Source organism: Streptomyces sp. NPDC045021 (genome assembly GCF_056432645.1).
Window position 1 is genome coordinate 38,096 of the sequence record NZ_JBWKIQ010000025.1, and the last position, 19,495, is coordinate 57,590.

General features: G+C 70.9%; 16 protein-coding genes. 9 read left to right on the forward strand and 7 right to left on the reverse strand.

The genetic code is table 11. The features are described 5' to 3' along the window. Positions 1-88: 88 nt before the first annotated feature. Positions 89-1,048 carry a bifunctional riboflavin kinase/FAD synthetase gene (locus AC07DC_RS40385; protein ID WP_478919910.1) on the forward strand — a complete coding sequence of 320 codons (960 nt, stop codon included), beginning with the start codon at positions 89-91 and terminating at the stop codon, positions 1,046-1,048. Positions 1,049-1,218: 170 nt separating this feature from the next. Here AC07DC_RS40385 and AC07DC_RS40390 read toward each other — a convergent pair whose 3' ends face one another. From AC07DC_RS40390 to AC07DC_RS40410, 5 genes are all read right to left on the reverse strand, one after another. Further along, positions 1,219-1,884 (reverse strand): response regulator, encoded by a 666-nt coding sequence (locus tag AC07DC_RS40390; RefSeq protein ID WP_478919894.1) that lies wholly within the window; start codon positions 1,882-1,884, stop codon positions 1,219-1,221. Further along, positions 1,881-3,158 (reverse strand): sensor histidine kinase, encoded by a 1,278-nt coding sequence (locus tag AC07DC_RS40395; RefSeq protein WP_478919895.1) that lies wholly within the window; start codon positions 3,156-3,158, stop codon positions 1,881-1,883. The genes AC07DC_RS40390 and AC07DC_RS40395 overlap by 4 nt, the downstream gene beginning before the upstream one ends. A 4-nt stretch (positions 3,159-3,162) precedes the next feature. Then, positions 3,163-3,987 (reverse strand): ABC transporter permease, encoded by an 825-nt coding sequence (locus tag AC07DC_RS40400; protein ID WP_478919896.1) that lies wholly within the window; start codon positions 3,985-3,987, stop codon positions 3,163-3,165. After that, positions 3,984-4,970, reverse strand: a complete 987-nt coding sequence (locus AC07DC_RS40405) for an ABC transporter ATP-binding protein (protein ID WP_478919897.1) — start codon at positions 4,968-4,970, stop codon at positions 3,984-3,986. The genes AC07DC_RS40400 and AC07DC_RS40405 overlap by 4 nt, the downstream gene beginning before the upstream one ends. A 266-nt stretch (positions 4,971-5,236) precedes the next feature. Next, the gene (locus AC07DC_RS40410; RefSeq protein WP_478919898.1) at positions 5,237-8,611 is read right to left on the reverse strand and encodes an SCO5717 family growth-regulating ATPase; all 3,375 of its coding nucleotides are present in this window, start codon (positions 8,609-8,611) and stop codon (positions 5,237-5,239) included. A 468-nt stretch (positions 8,612-9,079) separates the two neighbouring features. Here AC07DC_RS40410 and rpsO point away from each other — a divergent pair, with 468 nt between their 5' ends. The 5 genes from rpsO (at position 9,080) to AC07DC_RS40435 (ending at position 14,548) form a co-directional block, all read left to right on the forward strand. Then, positions 9,080-9,367 (forward strand): 30S ribosomal protein S15, encoded by a 288-nt coding sequence (gene rpsO, locus AC07DC_RS40415; protein ID WP_138357422.1) that lies wholly within the window; start codon positions 9,080-9,082, stop codon positions 9,365-9,367. Between the two features lie 266 nt (positions 9,368-9,633). Then, complete coding sequence (locus tag AC07DC_RS40420) at positions 9,634-11,850, forward strand: polyribonucleotide nucleotidyltransferase (protein ID WP_478919899.1); 2,217 nt, start codon at positions 9,634-9,636, stop codon at positions 11,848-11,850. Beyond that, entirely contained in the window at positions 11,847-13,223 is a 1,377-nt protein-coding gene (locus AC07DC_RS40425; RefSeq protein WP_478919900.1) for a M16 family metallopeptidase, read from the forward strand. The genes AC07DC_RS40420 and AC07DC_RS40425 overlap by 4 nt, the downstream gene beginning before the upstream one ends. A gap of 75 nt (positions 13,224-13,298) precedes the next feature. Further along, the gene (gene dapB, locus AC07DC_RS40430) at positions 13,299-14,087 is read left to right on the forward strand and encodes a 4-hydroxy-tetrahydrodipicolinate reductase (RefSeq protein WP_478919901.1); all 789 of its coding nucleotides are present in this window, start codon (positions 13,299-13,301) and stop codon (positions 14,085-14,087) included. Between the two features lie 5 nt (positions 14,088-14,092). Beyond that, the gene (locus AC07DC_RS40435) at positions 14,093-14,548 is read left to right on the forward strand and encodes a hypothetical protein (protein ID WP_478919902.1); all 456 of its coding nucleotides are present in this window, start codon (positions 14,093-14,095) and stop codon (positions 14,546-14,548) included. Between the two features lie 31 nt (positions 14,549-14,579). Here the strand turns inward: AC07DC_RS40435 and AC07DC_RS40440 are convergent, their stop codons facing one another. Both AC07DC_RS40440 and AC07DC_RS40445 read right to left on the reverse strand, forming a co-directional pair. Next, positions 14,580-15,125, reverse strand: coding sequence for a hypothetical protein (locus AC07DC_RS40440; protein WP_478919903.1), 546 nt, complete (start codon positions 15,123-15,125; stop codon positions 14,580-14,582). Positions 15,126-15,198: 73 nt separating this feature from the next. Next, positions 15,199-15,441 carry a hypothetical protein gene (locus AC07DC_RS40445; RefSeq protein ID WP_478919904.1) on the reverse strand — a complete coding sequence of 81 codons (243 nt, stop codon included), beginning with the start codon at positions 15,439-15,441 and terminating at the stop codon, positions 15,199-15,201. Positions 15,442-15,599: 158 nt separating this feature from the next. Between AC07DC_RS40445 and thyX the strand changes: the two genes are divergently transcribed. From thyX to AC07DC_RS40460, 3 genes are all read left to right on the forward strand, one after another. Next, complete coding sequence (thyX, locus tag AC07DC_RS40450; protein WP_478919905.1) at positions 15,600-16,337, forward strand: FAD-dependent thymidylate synthase; 738 nt, start codon at positions 15,600-15,602, stop codon at positions 16,335-16,337. A gap of 173 nt (positions 16,338-16,510) precedes the next feature. Next, a complete protein-coding gene (gene dapA, locus AC07DC_RS40455; protein WP_478919907.1) occupies positions 16,511-17,410 on the forward strand; it encodes a 4-hydroxy-tetrahydrodipicolinate synthase in 900 nt (299 codons plus the stop codon). A gap of 171 nt (positions 17,411-17,581) precedes the next feature. Beyond that, the gene (locus AC07DC_RS40460) at positions 17,582-19,267 is read left to right on the forward strand and encodes a ribonuclease J (RefSeq protein ID WP_478919908.1); all 1,686 of its coding nucleotides are present in this window, start codon (positions 17,582-17,584) and stop codon (positions 19,265-19,267) included. The last annotated feature ends 228 nt before the right edge of the window (positions 19,268-19,495 follow it).

Consider the following 19,495-nt stretch of genomic DNA (forward strand, 5'->3'; position numbering starts at 1 on the left):
TGGCTGAGCCCGGCACGGGGACATGGCAGGCTTGGGCCCGTACAGGCATACACAGCTATTGGGTACGACGATGAAGCGGAGCGTCAAGGTGCAGCGCTGGCGGGGCTTGGAGGACGTTCCCGGGGACTGGGGACGCAGCGTCGTCACCATCGGCTCCTACGACGGCGTGCACAGGGGGCATCAGCTGATCATCGGGCAGACCGTCGACCGCGCCCGTGAGCTGGGTGTCCGGTCGGTGGTCGTCACGTTCGATCCGCACCCGAGCGAGGTCGTGCGGCCGGGCAGCCACCCGCCGCTGCTCTCCGCGCACCACCGCCGTGCCGAACTGATGGCGGGACTCGGCGTCGACGCGCTGCTCATCCTCCCCTTCACCGCCGAGTTCTCGAAGCTGTCGCCCGGTGACTTCGTCCGGACGGTGCTCGTCGACTCGCTGCACGCGAAGCTCGTCGTCGAGGGACCGAACTTCCGGTTCGGGCACAAGGCCGCCGGTGATGTCGAGTTCCTCTCCGCGATGGGCCTGAAGTACGACTACGAGGTCGACGTCGTGGACCTGTACGTGCGCGGCGCCGCGGGCGGCGGCGAGCCGTTCTCGTCGACGATGACGCGCCGGCTGGTCGCCGAGGGCGATGTGGCGGGCGCCATGGAGATCCTGGGCCGTCCGCACCGCGTCGAGGGCGTTGTCGTCCGGGGCGCGCAACGCGGGCGCGAGCTGGGCTTTCCGACGGCGAACGTCGAGACGCTGCCGCACACGGCGATCCCCGCCGACGGTGTGTACGCCGGCTGGCTGCACGTCGACGGCGAGGCGATGCCCGCCGCCATCTCGGTCGGCACCAACCCGACGTTCGACGGCACGGAACGCACGGTCGAGGCGTACGCGATCGACCGCGTCGGGCTGGACCTGTACGGGCTGCACGTGGCCGTCGACTTCCTCGCTTACCTGCGCGGGATGGAGAAGTTCGACTCGATCGACGCGCTGCTGGTGCGGATGGCCGAGGACGTGAAGCAGTCCCGCGAGCTGATCGACGCGGCCCCGACGCCTGCTTCCTGATCCACCGGGTCTGAGTCGGGGTCGGTGCCGGGCCGGGGCCGGGGTCTCCGGCGCGGGGCTTCGAAATCGACTATTTAGGTCCCCCAACCTTCGGCCGGGGGTGCCCCCAGCGGCCCACAAATAGCTCGGCAGCATTTCGAACCCCCACGCCTGCGACCCCGACCCCGGCCCTACGCCGGTCGGATCAGTCGGGTCTCGTAGGCGAAGACCACGGCCTGGACGCGGTCGCGCAGTCCGAGTTTGACCAGGATCCGGCTCAGATGGGTCTTCACGGTCGCCTCGGCGAGGTGCAGGCCCGCGGCGATCTCCGTGTTGGACAGGCCGCGGCCGACCTCGACCAGCACCTCGCGTTCCCGGGCGGTGAGCCGCTCCAGGCGCTCGTCACCGTCCGTGGCACCGTTCCCGGCCGGGAGCTGGTGGGCGAAGGTCTCCAGCAGACGGCGGGTGATCCGGGGCGCGACGACGGCATCGCCGGCGGCCACGGACCGGATCGCGGCGAGGAGTTCCTCCGGCAGCGCGTTCTTGAGCAGGAAGCCCGACGCGCCCGCCCGCAGCCCCGCGAAGGCGTACTCGTCCAGGTCGAACGTGGTCAGGATGAGCACCCGGGTCTCCGGGCAGCTCTCGACGATCCGGCCGGTGGCCTCGATCCCGTCCGTGCCGGGCATCCGGACGTCCATCAGCACCACGTCGGGCCGCAGGGCGAGCGTGAGGCGGATGGCCTCGGCGCCGTCGGCGGCCTCGCCGACCGGCTCCATGTCGGGCTGGGCGTCGAGGACCATGGTGAAGGCCATCCGCAGCAGCGGTTCGTCGTCGACGAGGAGCACCCGGATCGTCACAGGGCACCGTCCCCGTCCTGGAGCGGGCTCTCGTCCTTGAGCGGGCTCTCGTCCTGGAACGTGGCCTCGTCCTGGGGTGGATTCAGGGTGAGCACGGCAGAGACCCGCCAGCCGCCGTCCGGCAGCGGGCCCGCGTCGAGTTGCCCGCCGTACGCGGCGGCCCGTTCGCGCATCCCGGCGATCCCGTGCCCGGACGGAACGGCCGCGGTCACGGCGGGGCCGTCGTCGGTGATCTCCACGCGGACGGAATCGGGGGAGCAGCGCACCCGGACTTCGGCACGGGTGCCGGCCGGAGCGTGCTTGAGGGTGTTGGTCAAGGCTTCCTGTACCAGTCGGTAGACGGTGAGTTGGGCCGCCGCGGTGGCCGCGGCCGGATTTCCGCCGACGCTGAGGCGGGTCGGCAACCCGGCGGCGCGCACCTGTTCGGCGAGCGGCTCCAACTGGGCGATGCCGGGCATGGGATGGCGCAGCGCGTCGGGTTCGTCGGCGCGCAGCACTCCGAGGAAACGGCGCATGTCGGTGATGGCCTGCCGGCCGGTCCCGGAGACCTGCCGCATCGCGGCGGCCGCCTTCTCAGGGTGCCGCTCCTGCGCGAACACCGCGCCGTCGGCGAGCGCGACCATCACCGACAGGTTGTGGGTGACGATGTCGTGCATCTCGCGGGCGATCCTGGCCCGTTCACCGGCCACCGCGAGCTGCGCCTGCTGGTCGCGCTCGCGCTCCAGCCGGCCGGCCCGGTCCTCCAGCGCGGCGAGGTACGCGCGCCGGGTACGTACGTTCACACCGATCACGGCGGCGGCGACCACCATGGCCGACAGCGCGATGAACGACTGGGTGGTGCGTCCGTGCGTCGCCCAGGTCAACGCGGCCAGAAGGGTGCCGAGTTCGAGCACCGCGACGGCAGCCAGCGTCCGGCGCCGGGACGAATGGGCGGCCACGGTGTACAGCGCGATGAGCAGCGCGACATCGGCGGGCAGCGGGCCGGCGGACAGCCACTGGAGGAACGCGACCGCCGCCATGACACCGAAGACCGCCAGCGGGGCCCGCCGCCGCCACACCAGCGGGATCAACAGCAGTCCCTGGAAGACCACGAGCGACGTCGAGCGGGACAGATCACGGTGGGCCAGGCCCGCCGTCGCCAGCAGCAGCGCCGCGGTGAGCACCGCGTCGCCGGCGACCGCCGGCAGCTTCGCCCGCACCCGCAGCCTGGCGCGCCCGAGGTGGGCGCGCCAGGACCGAACGGTCCGCCGGAGCGCGGGCGCGGCGGGCGTCACCGCCTCACGCGTCCCGGCGCCTGAGCGCTGCCGCCGCCGCTGCCAGGGCGACGGCCGTGTAGAGACAGAAGACTGCGAACCCGGTCCATGGGGCCAAGATATGCGGCTCGGCGTGGGCGGCCAGCAGCGCCTGCCCCGCATTGCTCGGCAGGTACTCGTTGATGGACCAGGACGTCGGCAGCGCCTCAGTGAGCAGCGGCAGCACCATGAGCAGCCCGAAGACGGTGGCGATGCCGCCCGCCGTACTGCGGACGAGGGTGCCGATCGCCACGCTCAACAGGCCCACCACGGTGAGGTACAGGCCGGCGCCGAACACCATGCGGGCGGCGCCGGGCGCGCCGAGCGAGGTACCGATGTGCTGCGAGGACAGGATCGCCTGGCCGGCCAGGAACGCGATGAGCGACGCCGTCGTCATCGCGACGAACGTCACCGTCGTATACACCGCCGCCTTCGCCCACAGCACCGGAAGCCGGCGCGGGACGGCGGACAGCGTCGCGCGGATCATGCCCGTCGCGTACTCGCCGGAGACGACCAGGACGCCGAGGACCGCGACGGCCAGCTGCGCGAGCAGGAAGCCGCGCACGCTCACCCCGGCGGCGCTGAACCGGAGTTGCTCGCCCCGGTCCATATGGGGCCAGCGGTTCGCGCTGACCGCGCAGAAGAGCAGCCCGAGGCCGATCATCACGATCACGGCGGCGGTCAGCGTGACGAGCGTGGACCGCAGGGTGCGCAGCTTGATCCACTCGGAGTGCAGAACGCGGAGCTGGGTGACGTGGCCGCGGACGGCGGGGCCGCCGGCGGCAGCCGGGCGGTCGAGGAGGGTGCTCATGCCGCACGTCCATCGGTGTCCGCCGCGGTGGCTGCGGTGCTTGCGGTGCTGCCCGCGCCGACATGCTCACGGGCGGGTACGGCGGGTGCCTGGTACTCCACGGCATCGCGGGTGAGTTCCATGAACGCCTCCTCCAGGGACGCCTGTTGCGGCGTCAGCTCGGCGAGGGCGATGGCGTGGTCGGCGGCGATCCTGCCGATCCGGTCGCTGGTCAGACCGGTCACCTCCAGCACCCCTGCCGCCTCCGACGCCACGGTCACCTCGGGGCCGGCCAGCAGCGGCCGCAGCCGGTCCGCGTCATCGGTCCGCACCCGTACCGAGGTGCCCGCCGCGCTGCGGACGAACTTCTCCACGGAGGTGTCGGCGATCAGCCGGCCGCGGCCGATCACGATGAGGTGCTCGGCGGTGAGCGCCATCTCGGACATCAGGTGCGAGGAGACCAGGACCGTACGTCCTTCGGCCGCCAGGCTCCGCAGCAGGTTGCGGATCCACAGGATGCCCTCGGGGTCCAGGCCGTTCACCGGCTCGTCCAGGACGAGCGTCGCGGGGTCACCGAGCAGCGCGCTCGCGATGCCGAGGCGCTGCCCCATGCCGAGCGAGAAGCCGCCGGCGCGCTTCCTGGCGACGTCGCGCAGGCCCACGATGTCGATCACCTCGTCGACCCGGCGACGTGGGATGCCCGTCGTGACGGCGAGCGCCAGGAGGTGGTGGTAGGCCGAGCGCCCGGTGTGGATCGCGCGGGCCTCCAGCATCGCGCCGACCTCGTGCAGCGGGGCCCGATGGTCGGCGTAGTGCCGCCCGTTCACCGTGACCCGGCCGGCCGAAGGCGCGTCCAGGCCGAGGATCATCCGCATCGTGGTGGACTTCCCGGCGCCGTTGGGCCCGAGGAAGCCGGTGACGGCGCCCGGCCGTACGCAGAAGCTGAGGTCCTCGACGGCGGTGCGCTCGCCGTAGCGCTTGGTGAGTGCGTGGGCTTCGATCATCGGAACGTCCTTGTGGCCGGCAGCGATCGGGGGATGTCCCCACGCTAGGTCGCCGACCAGGGCGGGCACGATGACCCACAGGCGGAACTCGTGGCCGCCCGACTGCATCCCGGGGTGGAACGGCGCTACACCCGGTGATGTACGTCGCGGCCCGCGCCACTACGCGAAGAGGGCCCCGCCGCGGGGTGCGACGAAGGCCCTCTCCGGTGCTGTACTCCGACGTGCTGTGACTGCTGCCGTGACCGCTGCGGTGACCGCTGCCGCGGCTACTGCTGGGGCGGAGGCGGGTACCCGTAGCCCGGCGGCTGCTCGGGCGGGGCCTGCTGCGGCGGCTGCTGCGGCCAGCCCTGCTGGGGCTGCGGCTGGTAGGGCTGCGGCGCCTGCGGCTGGTACTGCTGCGGCGGCTGCGGGGCCTGCGGCTGGCCCGGACCCTGGGGCGCCTGACCGTGGAACCCGGGCGGCGGGGGAGCCTGCTGCTGGTACTGCGGCTGGCCCTGCTGCGGACCCTGCTGGCCGGGGACCGGCGGTGCCAGGTGCGGCGGCGGGTTCCCGTCGGCGGTCCACAGCCCCTGCGCCTGCTGGGCGCGGATGAAGTCCTCGGCGACCATCGCCGAGAGGTTGAAGTACGCCTCCCGGGTCTTGGGACGCATCATGTCGAGGTCGACCTCGGCGCCCGCGGCCAGGTGCTCGTCGAACGGGACGACCATCACCCCGCGGCAGCGCGTCTGGAAGTGGGCGACGATGTCGTCCACCTTGATCATCTTGCCGGTCTCGCGGACCCCGGAGATGACCGTGATGCTGCGCTGCACCAGTTCGGCGTAGCCGTGCGCCGACAGCCAGTCCAGCGTGGTGCTCGCGCTGCTCGCACCGTCCACGGACGGCGTGGACACGATGATCAGCTGATCCGCCAGGTCGAGCACACCGCGCATCGCGCTGTAGAGCAGACCGGTACCCGAGTCGGTGAGGATGATCGGGTACTGCTTGCCCAGCACATCGAGGACACGGCGGTAGTCCTCGTCGTTGAACGCGGTCGACACGGCCGGGTCCACGTCGTTGGCGATGATCTCCAGCCCGGAGGACGCCTGTGAGGTGAACCTGCGGATGTCCATGTAGCTGTTGAGGTACGGGATCGCCTGCACCAGGTCGCGGATGGTCGCACCGGTCTCCCGGCGGACCCGGCGGCCGAGCGTGCCTGCGTCCGGGTTGGCGTCGATCGCGAGGATCTTGTCCTGGCGCTCGGTCGCCAGCGTCGAGCCCAGCGCGGTGGTCGTCGTGGTCTTGCCGACGCCGCCCTTGAGGCTGATCACCGCGATCCGGTAGCAGGACAGCACCGGAGTACGGATCAGCTCCAACTTCCGCTGCCGCTCCGCCTCTTCCTTCTTGCCGCCGAGCTTGAAGCGCGACGGCGTCGCGTTGGCACCGGGCCGCTTCGGCTTCGGCTGGTTCTTCAGCAGCCGGTCCGACGACAGCTCGACGGCCGCGGTGTAACCGAGCGGCGCGCCCTGCACCGAACGCTGCCGCTGGTCCGGCGTCACCGTCGGCCAGCCGCCGGTCCGCGGATCGGCGGACTCCTCCGCAGCACCCGGGTGCTGCGGCTGCGCCTGCGGCTGCCCGTACTGCTGCGGCGGCTGCTGCTGAGCCGGCTGCTGGGCCTGCGGCTGCTGTCCCGGCGGCGGGAATCCGTAGCCGCCGTGCGGCGGCAACGGCTGCAACGCAGCACCGGGGTTGGCCTCCGGCGGCAGGGGTGCCGCGGGCGGCGGGAACCCGTAGCCGGCCGGCGGCATGGGCGCGGGCGCCTCAGGGCCGGGACCGGGGGCGACGGGCGGCTGCGGGGCGCCGCCCTGCGGGAACCCGTACCCCTGCTGGGGCGCGGGGGCCGGCTCCGGCGCGGCCGGGGGCAGCGCGGGGTTCGGCCAGGGAGCGCCGGTGGGCGGGGCGCCGCGGCCCTCCGGAGCGGGCTGCGGCAGGGGCGCGAACGCACCCTGCTGCTGCGGAGGTTGCGGCTGACCGCTCGGCTGCTGACCGCTCTGCGGGAACCCGTACCCGGGCTGCGGCGCCGGCGGATTCGGGCTCGGCCACGGCGCTGCCGACGGCGCGGGAGCGCGGTCCTCGGGGACCTGCGGAGCCGGGGGAGCGTCGGCGGGAACCGGGAACCCGTACCCGCCCTGCTGCCCCTGCTGCGGCGGCTGGGCCTGGGGCTGCGGCTGTGCTCCGACCGGCGGGAATCCGTATCCCTGCTGCGGCGCGGGGGCCGGTGCCGGGGCGGGCGGCGCGGGGTTCGGCCAGGGCGCGGGCGGCGGCGTACGGTCCTCCGGCGCGGGCGGGAGCACGGGCGTCTGCGCGGGCTGCGGGAACCCGTACCCGCCGTGGGGCGCGGGGGCCGGTGCGCGATCCTCCGGTGCCGGTGCCGGCACGGGTGCGTCGGTGGTGGGCTGCGGGAACCCGTAGCCACCCTGCGCGAGCGGCGGTCGCTGCGCCCCCGTCTGCGGGAATCCGTACGCCGGCTGCGGCGGGGGAGTGTGGTCCTCCTGCCGGTCCTCCCGTGCGGGCGCCGGTGCGGGCGCGGCTGCGTCGGCGGGCCGCGGGAAGCCGTATCCGCCCTGCGGCAGCGGAGCCGCCGTCCGCGGGGCGGGAAGGTTCGGCGTGCCGGGTCCCTGCTGGGCCGGGGGGAAGCCGTAACCGGCCGGCGGAGCGGCGGGCTCGACCGTCTCGGGGGGCGCCGGCGGAGCGAACGCGAAGTCGGCGCCCGGACGCGACGGCGCGGGCTGGGCGGGGGCCGGCCAGGGCGCGCCCGTGGGCGGGGTGGCCCGGTCGTCGGGGACCGGCGGCGCGGGGGTGTCAGCGGCCTGGAAGTGCGGCGGCAGTGGCGGGACCGCGCTCTGCGGAGGAGCCGGGGACCACGCCGCGGCCGGGGCCGACGGAGGCTTCGGCACCCAGACCGGACCCTCGGACGGCGGAGCGTCCGGCGCCGGATTCGGTTCCGCGGCGGCCGCGGGCGTACCCGCTCCGGGCCGCTGGCGCAGTGATCCGGGCGCGATCCGCACCGTCGACTCACTGCGCACCGCACCCGGCAGCTCGTCGTCGTCCCTCTCGGGCTCCACCGCGGGGGCGTCCGCGGGACGGTCCTCGCCGACGCTCGGCTTGAGCGTCGGAAACGCCGGAACAGCGGAAGGCGCCGCTTCGGCGGGCGCCGGAGCCGGTGTCGGCGCGGGGGCAGCGGCCGGAGCCGGGACGAACGGCACCGAGGTAGCCGACCAGGACGGCTCGCCGGCAGGCTCGGGCTTCGGCTCAGGAGCCGACACCGGCGCCGGAGTGGCAACGGGCGGCGCGGGGGGCGCCGCGGCGAACGGCGCCGCCGGCGGTGCGACCGGGTTCACGGGCAGCGGAGCGGGCGCCGCCGGAGGCGTCACCTCGGGCTCGCGCTCGGGCTCCTCGGCCGCGGCGGGAGCGGGAGCGTCGGCAGAACCGGACTCCGCGTCCGGGTCGTCACCGCTGTCACCGCTGTCGTCGCCACCGGAATTCTGCATGTACCAGGCGGGCGGCGTGTAGTCGAAGGTGAACTCACCGGTGTAGTCGGCGTCGCCCTGCTCCTCGACAGGGGCGGCCCCGCCCACGCGGTTCTCGTCCCGATCGCTGCTCACAATGCCTCCTGGTATATCTCTGAAACGCATCCGAACGACAGGGACGGACGGTCGGTGGAGCGCTGACGGCGTGCTGCTGCGCGGAATCCGTCATCGAACTCGTGACGATCCCCGCGACGGACCGGTTCCGGGAACCCGGCGTGCTTCATCGTCGAACCCCTCCCCCGTGCGCCGCAGCAGAGCCTCCGTGCCCCGTCCGGGCTGTCCGCCCTCTTCTGCTCCTGCCGCTCTGGGGGACAGCCTAATCATCGGCGGCCGATCCACGGCAGGCCCGCCCCTCCCGCCCGAGCTCCGTCAGCTCCCTCAGGAGGCCGGAAACCGCGCGGCGAGTCGTCGCCCGTGCGGCTGGTACTCTGGCTGACGGATGTGTGTGTAAGAACCCGCGTCCTCGCCTCCAGAGTTATCCAAGATCGCCTGTGATTCCAGTCCAGGGGCACTCGGAGGCAAACAGACACCTGAGGAGTTCGTATGCCGCTCGACGCCGCGACGAAGAAGCAGATCATCGCCGAGTTCGGTGCCAAGGAGGGCGACACGGGCTCCCCCGAGGTGCAGGTCGCGATGCTCTCGCGCCGTATCTCGGACCTCACCGAGCACCTCAAGCTGCACAAGCACGACCACCACTCCCGCCGTGGTCTGCTGCTGCTCGTCGGCCAGCGCCGCCGTCTGCTGCAGTACCTGGCCAAGAAGGACATCACGCGCTTCCGCGCCCTGGTCGAGCGCCTCGGCATCCGCCGCGGTGCGGCCGGCGCCAAGTAAGACGTTGTGCGGGGGAGCGGTTCCCACCCGGGAGCCGCTCCCTTTGCGTACTCGACCGACGATTCTTTGTAGTCTGGTGTGAGCACGCTGTAACACACGAGGAGGAGCGTCCTCCTAATGAGCCACGAACGCCGGTCCTCGGTAGTGGCCTCCGGGCAGCAGGACTCCCCGAAGGCTTCGATCGAAGACCGGCCCCTGGCGGGACGCTCCCCTCACCGAAGGTCCCCGGGATACGCCCTGGGACATGAATGAGGAGAATCCCCATAGTGGAGAACGAGACCCACTACGCCGAGGCCGTTATCGACAACGGTTCCTTCGGCACCCGCACCATCCGCTTCGAGACGGGCCGTCTGGCCCGTCAGGCCGCCGGCTCCGCCGTGGCCTACCTGGACGACGACACCATGGTGCTGTCGGCCACCAGTGCCTCGAAGCACCCCAAGGAGAACCTCGACTTCTTCCCCCTCACGGTGGACGTCGAGGAGCGCATGTACGCGGCCGGCCGGATCCCCGGTTCGTTCTTCCGCCGCGAAGGGCGCCCCTCCGAGGACGCGATCCTCACCTGCCGCCTGATCGACCGCCCGCTGCGCCCGTCCTTCGCCAAGGGCCTGCGCAACGAGATCCAGGTCGTCTGCACGATCATGGCGCTCAACCCCGATGACCTGTACGACGTGGTCGCGATCAACGCCGCCTCCGCCTCGACGCAGCTCGCCGGTCTCCCCTTCTCCGGCCCGATCGGCGGCGTCCGCGTCGCACTGATCAAGGGCCAGTGGGTGGCGTTCCCGCGTCACAGCCAGCTCGAGGACGCCGTCTTCGACATGGTCGTGGCCGGCCGCGCCCTGGAGGACGGCGACGTCGCGATCATGATGGTCGAGGCCGAGGCCACCGCCCGCACGATCGCGCTCGTCGAGGGTGGCGCCGAGGCGCCGACCGAGGAGATCGTGGCCGCCGGCCTCGAAGCCTCCAAGCCCTTCATCAAGGCCCTGTGCAAGGCGCAGTCCGAGCTGGCGGCGAAGGCCGCGAAGCCGACCGCCGAGTTCCCGCGCTACCTCGACTACCAGGACGACGTCTTCGCCGCCCTGTCCGAGGCCGTCACCGGTGAGCTCGCCCAGGCCCTGACGATCCCCGGCAAGCAGGCCCGCGAGGCCGAGCTGGACCGCGTCAAGGCCATCGCCGCCGAGAAGCTTCTCCCGAAGTTCGAAGGCCGCGAGAAGGAGATCTCCGCCGCGTACCGTTCGCTGACCAAGAAGCTGGTCCGCGAGCGCGTCATCAAGGACAAGGTCCGCATCGACGGCCGTGGCGTGACGGACATCCGTACGCTGGCCGCCGAGGTCGAGGCCATCCCGCGCGTCCACGGTTCCGCCCTGTTCGAGCGCGGCGAGACCCAGATCCTGGGTGTCACCACGCTGAACATGCTCCGCATGGAGCAGCAGATGGACACGCTGGCGCCCGAGACGCGCAAGCGCTACATGCACAACTACAACTTCCCGCCGTACTCCGTCGGTGAGACGGGCCGCGTCGGTTCGCCGAAGCGCCGCGAGATCGGTCACGGCGCGCTGGCCGAGCGGGCGATCCTGCCCGTGCTGCCGTCCCGCGAGGACTTCCCCTACGCGATCCGCCAGGTCTCCGAGGCGCTGAGCTCCAACGGCTCGACGTCCATGGGCTCGGTCTGCGCCTCCACCATGTCGCTGCTGAACGCCGGTGTGCCGCTCAAGGCCCCCGTCGCCGGTATCGCCATGGGTCTGATCTCCGAGGAGATCGACGGCAAGACGCACTACGTCGCCCTCACCGACATCCTCGGTGCGGAAGACGCGTTCGGCGACATGGACTTCAAGGTCGCCGGTACGAAGACCTTCGTCACCGCGCTGCAGCTCGACACCAAGCTCGACGGCATCCCCGCCTCGGTCCTGGCCGCCGCGCTGAAGCAGGCCCGCGACGCCCGCCTCCACATCCTCGATGTGATGAACGAGGCGATCGACGTTCCGGACGAGATGTCCCCGAACGCCCCGCGGATCATCAGCATCAAGATCCCCGTGGACAAGATCGGCGAGGTCATCGGCCCCAAGGGCAAGATGATCAACCAGATCCAGGAGGACACGGGCGCCGACATCTCCATCGAAGATGACGGTACGGTCCTCATCGGCGCGACCGAAGGCTCCCAGGCCGAGGCCGCGCGCGCGGTGATCAACCAGATCGCCAACCCGACGATGCCCGAGGTCGGCGAGCGCTACCTCGGCACCGTCGTGAAGACCACCACCTTCGGTGCCTTCGTCTCGCTCATGCCGGGCAAGGACGGTCTGCTGCACATCTCGCAGATCCGTAAGCTCGCCGGCGGCAAGCGCGTCGAGAACGTCGAGGACGTCCTCGCCGTGGGCTCCAAGGTCCAGGTCGAGATCGCCGAGATCGACGCCCGTGGCAAGCTCTCGCTGATCCCGGTCATCGAGGGTGAAGAAGCGGGCGACGCCGAGGACGAGTCCACCTCGTGACCTCTCGCTCCGCTGTCGTGACGGCCCGTCCCTCCACCAAGGGGCGGGCCGTCCGCACACAGACTCTGATTCCCGGCACCGACGGCATCGGCACGGTCCGCAGGACCGTGCTCCCCGGTGGCCTGCGCGTCGTCACCGAGACCCTGCCGACGGTCCGCTCCGCGACCTTCGGCATCTGGGTCGGCGTCGGCTCCCGCGACGAGACCCCGGCGCTCAACGGCGCCACCCACTACCTGGAGCACCTGCTCTTCAAGGGCACGAAGCGGCGCAGCGCGCTCGACATCTCCTCGGTGATCGACGCGGTCGGCGGCGAGATGAACGCCTTCACCGCCAAGGAGTACACGTGCTACTACGCACGCGTCCTCGACAACGACCTGCCGCTCGCCATCGACGTCGTGTGCGACATGCTCACCGGCTCGCTGATCCGCCAGGAGGACATCGAGGCCGAGCGCGGCGTCGTCCTCGAGGAGATCGCGATGACCGAGGACGATCCGGGCGACCAGGTCCACGACCTGTTCACCACGGCGCTGCTCGGTGACTCCCCGCTGGGCCGGCCGGTCCTCGGCACCGTCGAGACCATCAACGCCCTCACCCGCGACCAGGTCGCCCGCTTCTACAAGAAGCACTACGACCCGACGCACCTCGTCGTCGCCGCGGCCGGCAACGTCGACCACGCGACGGTCGTCCGCCAGGTCCGCAAGGCGTTCGAGAACGCCGGCGCCCTGCGCGACGCCGACGCCGTGCCGATGGACCCGCGCTCCGGCGCCCGTACGCTGCGTACCGCCGGCCGCGTCGAACTGCTGGACCGCAAGACCGAGCAGGCGCACGTCGTCCTCGGCATGCCGGGACTGGCCCGCACCGACGAGCGCCGCTGGGCGCTCGGCGTGCTCAACACGGCGCTGGGCGGCGGCATGAGCTCGCGGCTCTTCCAGGAGATCCGTGAGAAGCGCGGCCTGGCGTACTCGGTGTACTCGTACACCTCGTCGTTCGCGGACTGCGGCCTGTTCGGCGTCTATGCGGGCTGTCAGCCGCGCCGGGTCCCCGAAGTGCTCAAGATCTGCCGCGACGAGCTCAACAACGTGTCCGAGCACGGCCTGACCGACGAGGAACTGCAGCGCGCCATCGGCCAGCTGTCCGGCTCGACGGTGCTGGGCCTGGAGGACACCGGGGCGCTGATGAACCGCCTCGGCAAGAGCGAGCTGTGCTGGGGCGAGCAGATGTCGGTGGACTCGATGCTGGAGCGCATCGCCGCCGTCACCCCGGACGACGTGCGCGCGGTCGCCCGCGATGTACTGGGACAGCGTCCCTCGCTGGCCGTCATCGGCCCGTTGAAGGACAAGCAGACCTCGCGCCTGCACGAATCGGTCGCGTAACCCCCGCGCGGCGGTCGTACCCGCGCCGCGGTCGCACCACGCGATCGCGGCGCACAACCGGAGGAACGGATCAGCATGAGCAAGCTCCGTGTGGCCGTCATCGGCGCCACCGGCCGGATCGGCGCCGAGGCCGTGCGGGCCGTCGAGGCCGCCGACGACCTGGAACTGGTCGCCGCGCTCGGCAGGAACGACCCGCTGACGGCGCTGACCGACGCCGGCGCGCAGGTCGCCGTCGAGCTGACGCACCCGGACGCGGTGATGGCGAACCTGGAGTTCTGCGTCCGCAACGGCATCCACGGCGTCGTGGGAACCACCGGCTGGACCGAGGAGCGCCTGACGGCGCTGAACGGCTGGCTGGCGGACTCCCCGGCCACCGGAGTGCTCATCGCCCCGAACTTCTCGATCGGCGCGGTCCTGACGATGCGCTTCGCGCAGCAGGCGGCCCGCTGGTTCGAGACCGTCGAGGTCATCGAACTGCACCACAACAAGAAGGCGGACGCCCCCAGCGGCACCGCCACCCGGACCGCCCAGCTCATCGCCGCCGCCCGCGACGAGGCGGGGATGCCGCACCAGCAGGACCCGACCACGCACGGCCTGGACGGGGCGCGCGGCGCGGACGTCGACGGCGTGCCGGTGCACTCGGTCCGACTGCGCGGCCTGCTCGCGCACCAGGAAGTCCTGTTCGGCGACACGGGCGAGACGCTCACCATCCGGCACGACTCGCTGCATCACAGCAGCTTCATGCCGGGCATCCTGCTCGCCGCCCGGAAGGTCGCCGGCACCCCGGGCCTGACCTTCGGCCTCGAACACTTCCTTGCAGACGAACACAGCCTTGCAGACGAACACAGCCTGGACCTGGACTGATCGCCGTGCGCGCCAAAGTGACCTACTTCGTACTGGCCGGGGCGCTGGTCTGCTACTTCGTCCTGGTCGGCAGCCGTGGTGTGCTGCTCCTGCAGGAAGGCACCTGGATCACCGTGCCCTTCGGTATCGCCGTCCTGGTCCTGCCGTTCATCGGGGCCTGGTTCCTGTGGCAGACCACCCAGTTCGCCCGGCACGCGAACCGGCTCTCCCGCGAACTGGACGCCGAGGGCGGCCTGCCCGTCGACGAGCTCGTCCGCACGCCCAGCGGCCGTATCGACCGCGACTCGGCCGACGCGGTCTTCGCGAAGCGCCAGGCCGAGACGGAAGCCTTCCCCGACGACTGGCGCAGCTGGTTCCGGCTCGCCATCGCCTACTTCGACGCCCGGGACACCCCGCGGGCCCGCAAGGCCATGCAGCGCGCCATCGCGCTGCGCGACGGCAAGCCGGTACGCACGAGCTGAATCGGTTCGCCGCGTCGGCCGGGGGCGGGCGTCAGCGGAGTTCGGTGGCCCAGCCCTCTATGGCGTCGGCCGCCATGTCGAAGGCCTCGGTGCGCCCGAGGAAGTCGGCGTTGTGGTCGGTCATCAGCGGCCGCAGCGTTTGGCCGTCCCGGCGCGTGACGACGAGCGCCTGCCCCTGGACGGTGCGCGGCAGCCCCAGCACCTTCACCGGCTGCTGCACGGTGCGCACGTTGCCGACGCCGTCCCACGGAACGGTGATCGTGTAGAAGAGTCCGGACTGCCGCAGCCCGCGTCCGCTGACCCAGAAGCCCACCCGCAGCAGCCGCAGCGCGCTGATGATCACCAGCGCGCCCGCGCCCAGGCAGAGCCCCGCGCCGGGCAGCGCGCCCGTGGCGGCGATGATCATCGCGGCGAAGAGCACGTACGAGGAGAGCACCAGCATCAGCGCGGCCGTCGCGACCCGCCACGGACCGGGACGATACGGGCGAATCCAGCGGTCCTGGGGGGTGTGCGGCAGCGCGTCGGCCGTCTGGCGCGGCTCGTGGACGCTGTCGGAGGCGAGGAAAGGCAGGGGCACGCGCGTGGTCCTTTTCCGGCAGAGGTGGGGCTCTGACCGGTGAGGTTATCTGCCGTCCGACGCAGTGGCCAGCTCAGGGCGTTCGGGCGGCCTGTTCGTGTTGCGAGCCGACCGAGCCCTGCTGGTGCGGATCGAGCGCGGGGCCGCCGAGCAGTGCGGCGGCGACCAGTCCGGCGAGCACCAGCACCGTTCCCAGCGCACGTCCCGCGATCCGGAGCGGGCTCGGACGCGTTCTGGGCGGAGGAGCCACGTTGCTCTGGAAGCTCTCCGCCTCGGCTATGAAGGCGAAGGGAACAGGCTCTCCCCGGCGGAACATTGCAGCACACTCCCGTGTCCGTTTTGCTGGAAGTCTCCCAATCTAACAACCCTCGTCCGCCATTCGGCGGGCGGGGTGCGGTTTGTGGCGATGAGCAGGGCTGTCAGCGCCAGCGTCTAGGCTGGGCGCGCCCCTTGAGACAACAGGAAGGACCCACGGTGAGCGACACCTCCACCGAGACCGCCGTCCAGTTCCGCGGTGAGGTAACCGTCGATCTGGTCAAGCACAGTGCCGCGGACTCGGACGTGCTGTGGGCGGCGCGTGTGTCCACCGCGGGAGAGCAGTCCCTGGAAGAGCTGACCAAGGACCCCGAACGGTCCAAGGGCCTGATCAACTATCTGATGCGCGACCGGCACGGCAGCCCGTTCGAGCACAATTCGATGACGTTCTTCATCAGCGCACCGATCTTCGTCTTCCGCGAGTTCATGCGGCACCGCGTCGGCTGGTCGTACAACGAGGAGTCCGGCCGCTACCGCGAGCTGCAGCCGGTGTTCTACGTTCCCGCGCAGGAACGCAAGCTCGTCCAGCAGGGCCGTCCGGGCAAGTACGAGTTCGTGGACGGTACGGACGCCCAGCACCGGGCGACGACCGAGGCCATGGAGGCCTCGTACCGTCAGGCGTACCAGGCGTACCAGGAGATGCTGGCCGCCGGCATCGCCCGCGAGGTGGCCCGTGCGGTCCTCCCGGTGGGGCTCTTCTCCTCGATGTACGCGACTTGCAACGCGCGCTCGCTCATGCACTTCCTCGGACTCCGTACACAGCACGAGCTGGCGGCCGTTCCGTCCTTCCCGCAGCGGGAGATCGAGATGGTCGGCGAGAAGATGGAAGCCGAGTGGGCGAAGCTCATGCCGCTGACCCACGCGGCCTTCAACGGCAACGGGCGCATCGCTCCGTAGCGCTCGTCACAGCGTTTTGTCCGAAGTGTTCCGATTGCAGGCATTCGCGAAGTTCATCTAGGCTGCAGAAACGGACTCCGGCAGTGCTTGGACCCCCGAGCAGGCACCGCCGGAGTCCTTTCCGCAGGTCCCGAGGCGACACGCCCCGACATACAACGAGTAGCGTTGGACCCATGGCTCCGACCTCCACACCGACGACCCCCTTCGGGCGGGTCCTGACCGCAATGGTCACGCCGTTCACCGCGGACGGCGCGCTCGACCTCGACGGCGCACAGCGACTGGCCGCCCACCTGGTCGACGCAGGCAATGACGGCCTGGTCGTCAACGGCACCACCGGCGAGTCGCCGACCACCAGCAACGTGGAGAAAGAGCAGCTCGTACGGGCTGTCCTGGAAGCCGTGGGGGACCGCGCCTTCGTCATCGCCGGAGTCGGCACCAACGACACCCGGCACAGCGTCGAGCTCGCGCGCCAGGCCGAGCAGGCCGGCGCACACGGTCTGCTCACCGTGACGCCGTACTACAGCAAGCCCTCGCAGGAGGGGCTGTACCGGAACTTCACGACCATCGCCGACGCCACCGGCCTGCCGGTGATGCTCTACGACATCCCCGGCCGCAGCGGTGTCCCGATCGACACCGAGACCCTCGTCCGGCTGGCCGAACACCCCCGCATCGTCGCCAACAAGGACGCCAAGGGTGACCTCGGCGCGGCGAGCTGGGCCATCGCCCGCAGCGGACTCGCCTGGTACTCCGGCGACGACATGCTCAACCTGCCGCTGCTCTCGATCGGCGCGGTCGGCTTCGTCTCCGTCGTCGGCCATGTCGTCTCACCGGAGCTGCGCGCACTGCTCCAGGCACACCTGGCCGGCGACACCGCCAAGGCTGTGGAGATCCACCAGCGCCTGCTTCCCATCTTCACGGGCATGTTCAGGACACAGGGCGTCATGACCACCAAGGCCGCCCTCGACCTGCTGGGCCTGCCCGCGGGGCCGCTGCGGCTGCCCCTCGTGGAGTTGTCCGGGAGCGAGACGGAGCAGCTGAAGCAGGATCTCGCCGCAGGCGGGGTACACCTGTAGTCACAGACTTCCGCCGGTCACAGACCCGCAGCCCAGGGCTCGCGCGGTCACGGACCTCACCACCACAGACTTCACAACTGAATACGCACGTACACGGAAACCGACAGCACATCGAAATGTCACGCGCACCGCGGTCCACGGGACCGCCGGCGCGCGTGGTGAGGAGAAACTTTGAGCCACCCGCACCCCGAGCTCGGCCCGCCCCGTCCGCTGCCTGAAGGCGGCCTGCGCATCACACCGCTCGGCGGCCTCGGCGAAATCGGCCGCAACATGACGGTCTTCGAATTCGGCGGGAAACTGCTGATCGTCGACTGTGGAGTGCTCTTCCCCGAGGACGAGCAGCCCGGTATCGACCTGATCCTGCCCGACTTCTCGTCGATCCGGGATCGCCTGGACGACATCGTCGGCATCGTGCTGACCCACGGCCACGAGGACCACATCGGCGCCGTTCCGTTCCTGCTCCGCGAGCGGGACGACATCCCGCTGATCGGCTCCAAGCTGACGCTGGCGTTCATCGAGGCGAAGCTCCAGGAACACCGCATCCGGCCGTACATCCTCGAAGTCGCCGAAGGCCAGCGCGAGCGCATCGGCCCCTTCGACTGCGAGTTCATCGCGGTCAACCACTCCATCCCGGACGCCCTCGCGGTCGCCATCCGCACGCCCGCGGGCATGGTCGTGCACACCGGCGACTTCAAGATGGACCAGCTGCCGCTCGACGGCCGGCTGACCGACCTGCACGCCTTCGCGCGGCTGGCCGAAGAGGGCATCGACCTGCTGCTCTCCGACTCCACCAACGCAGAGGTCCCCGGCTTCATCCCGCCGGAGCGCGACATCTCGCAGGCCCTGGAGCAGGTCTTCGCCAAGGCGGAGAAGCGGATCATCCTGGCGAGCTTCGCCAGCCACATCCACCGCATCCAGCAGGTGCTCGACGCCGCGCACCAGCGCGGCCGCAAGGTCGCCTTCGTCGGCCGCTCCATGGTCAGGAACATGGGCATCGCCCGTGACCTCGGCTACCTCAAGGTGCCCGGCGGCCTGATCGTGGACGTCAAGCAGCTCGACGACCTTCCCGACAACAAGGTCGTTCTGGTCTGCACCGGCTCCCAGGGCGAGCCGATGGCGGCCCTGTCCCGGATGGCCAACCGCGACCACCAGATCCGGATCGTCGAGGGCGACACCGTCGTCCTGGCCTCGTCGCTCATCCCGGGCAACGAGACCGCGATCTACCGGGTCATCAACGGCCTGACCCGCTGGGGCGCCAACGTCGTCCACAAGGGCAACGCCAAGGTCCACGTCTCGGGCCACGCGTCGGCCGGCGAGCTGTTGTACTTCTACAACATCTGCAAGCCGAAGAACCTGATGCCGGTCCACGGCGAATGGCGCCACCTGCGCGCCAACGCCGAGCTGGGACAGCTCACCGGCATTCCCAAGAGCCGCTGCGTCATCGCCGAGGACGGCGTCGTCGTCGACCTCGTCGACGGTGTAGCGAAGATCGCGGGCAAGGTGCAGGCCGGCTATGTGTACGTCGACGGCCTCTCGGTCGGTGACGTCACCGAGTCCTCCCTGAAGGACCGCCGCATCCTCGGTGAAGAGGGCATCGTCTCCGTGACCGTCGTCATGGACAGCAACACCGGCAAGCTCGTGGGCGGTCCGTACATCCACGCCAGGGGCTCCGGAATCGACGACGAGGCCTTCTCCGCGGTCATCCCGAAGATCGAGGAAGCGATGGCCAGGTCGGCCTCCGACGGCGTCGTGGAAGTACGGCAGTTGCAGCAGCTCATCCGCCGTGCGATCGGCAAGTGGGTGTCCGACACCTACCGCCGTCGGCCGATGATCCTGCCTGTCGTCGTCGAGGTCTGAGCACAGACCTGATGCACGTTCACCGGGGCGGGGCAACCGATTTGCATCCGGGTGCCCCGCTCCAGTACGTTGTCACAACCGCCTCGACGAGTGCCGCGGAAACGCATGTTTCCAGGGCAGACTCGAATTGGCCGGGAAATCCGACAGAAAGCTTCTGCTAAAGTCGGGTGCAGCGGGAAAGCCGAAAGGCAGAAACGCTGAAGCAACACAATGCAGGATCTGAGGTAC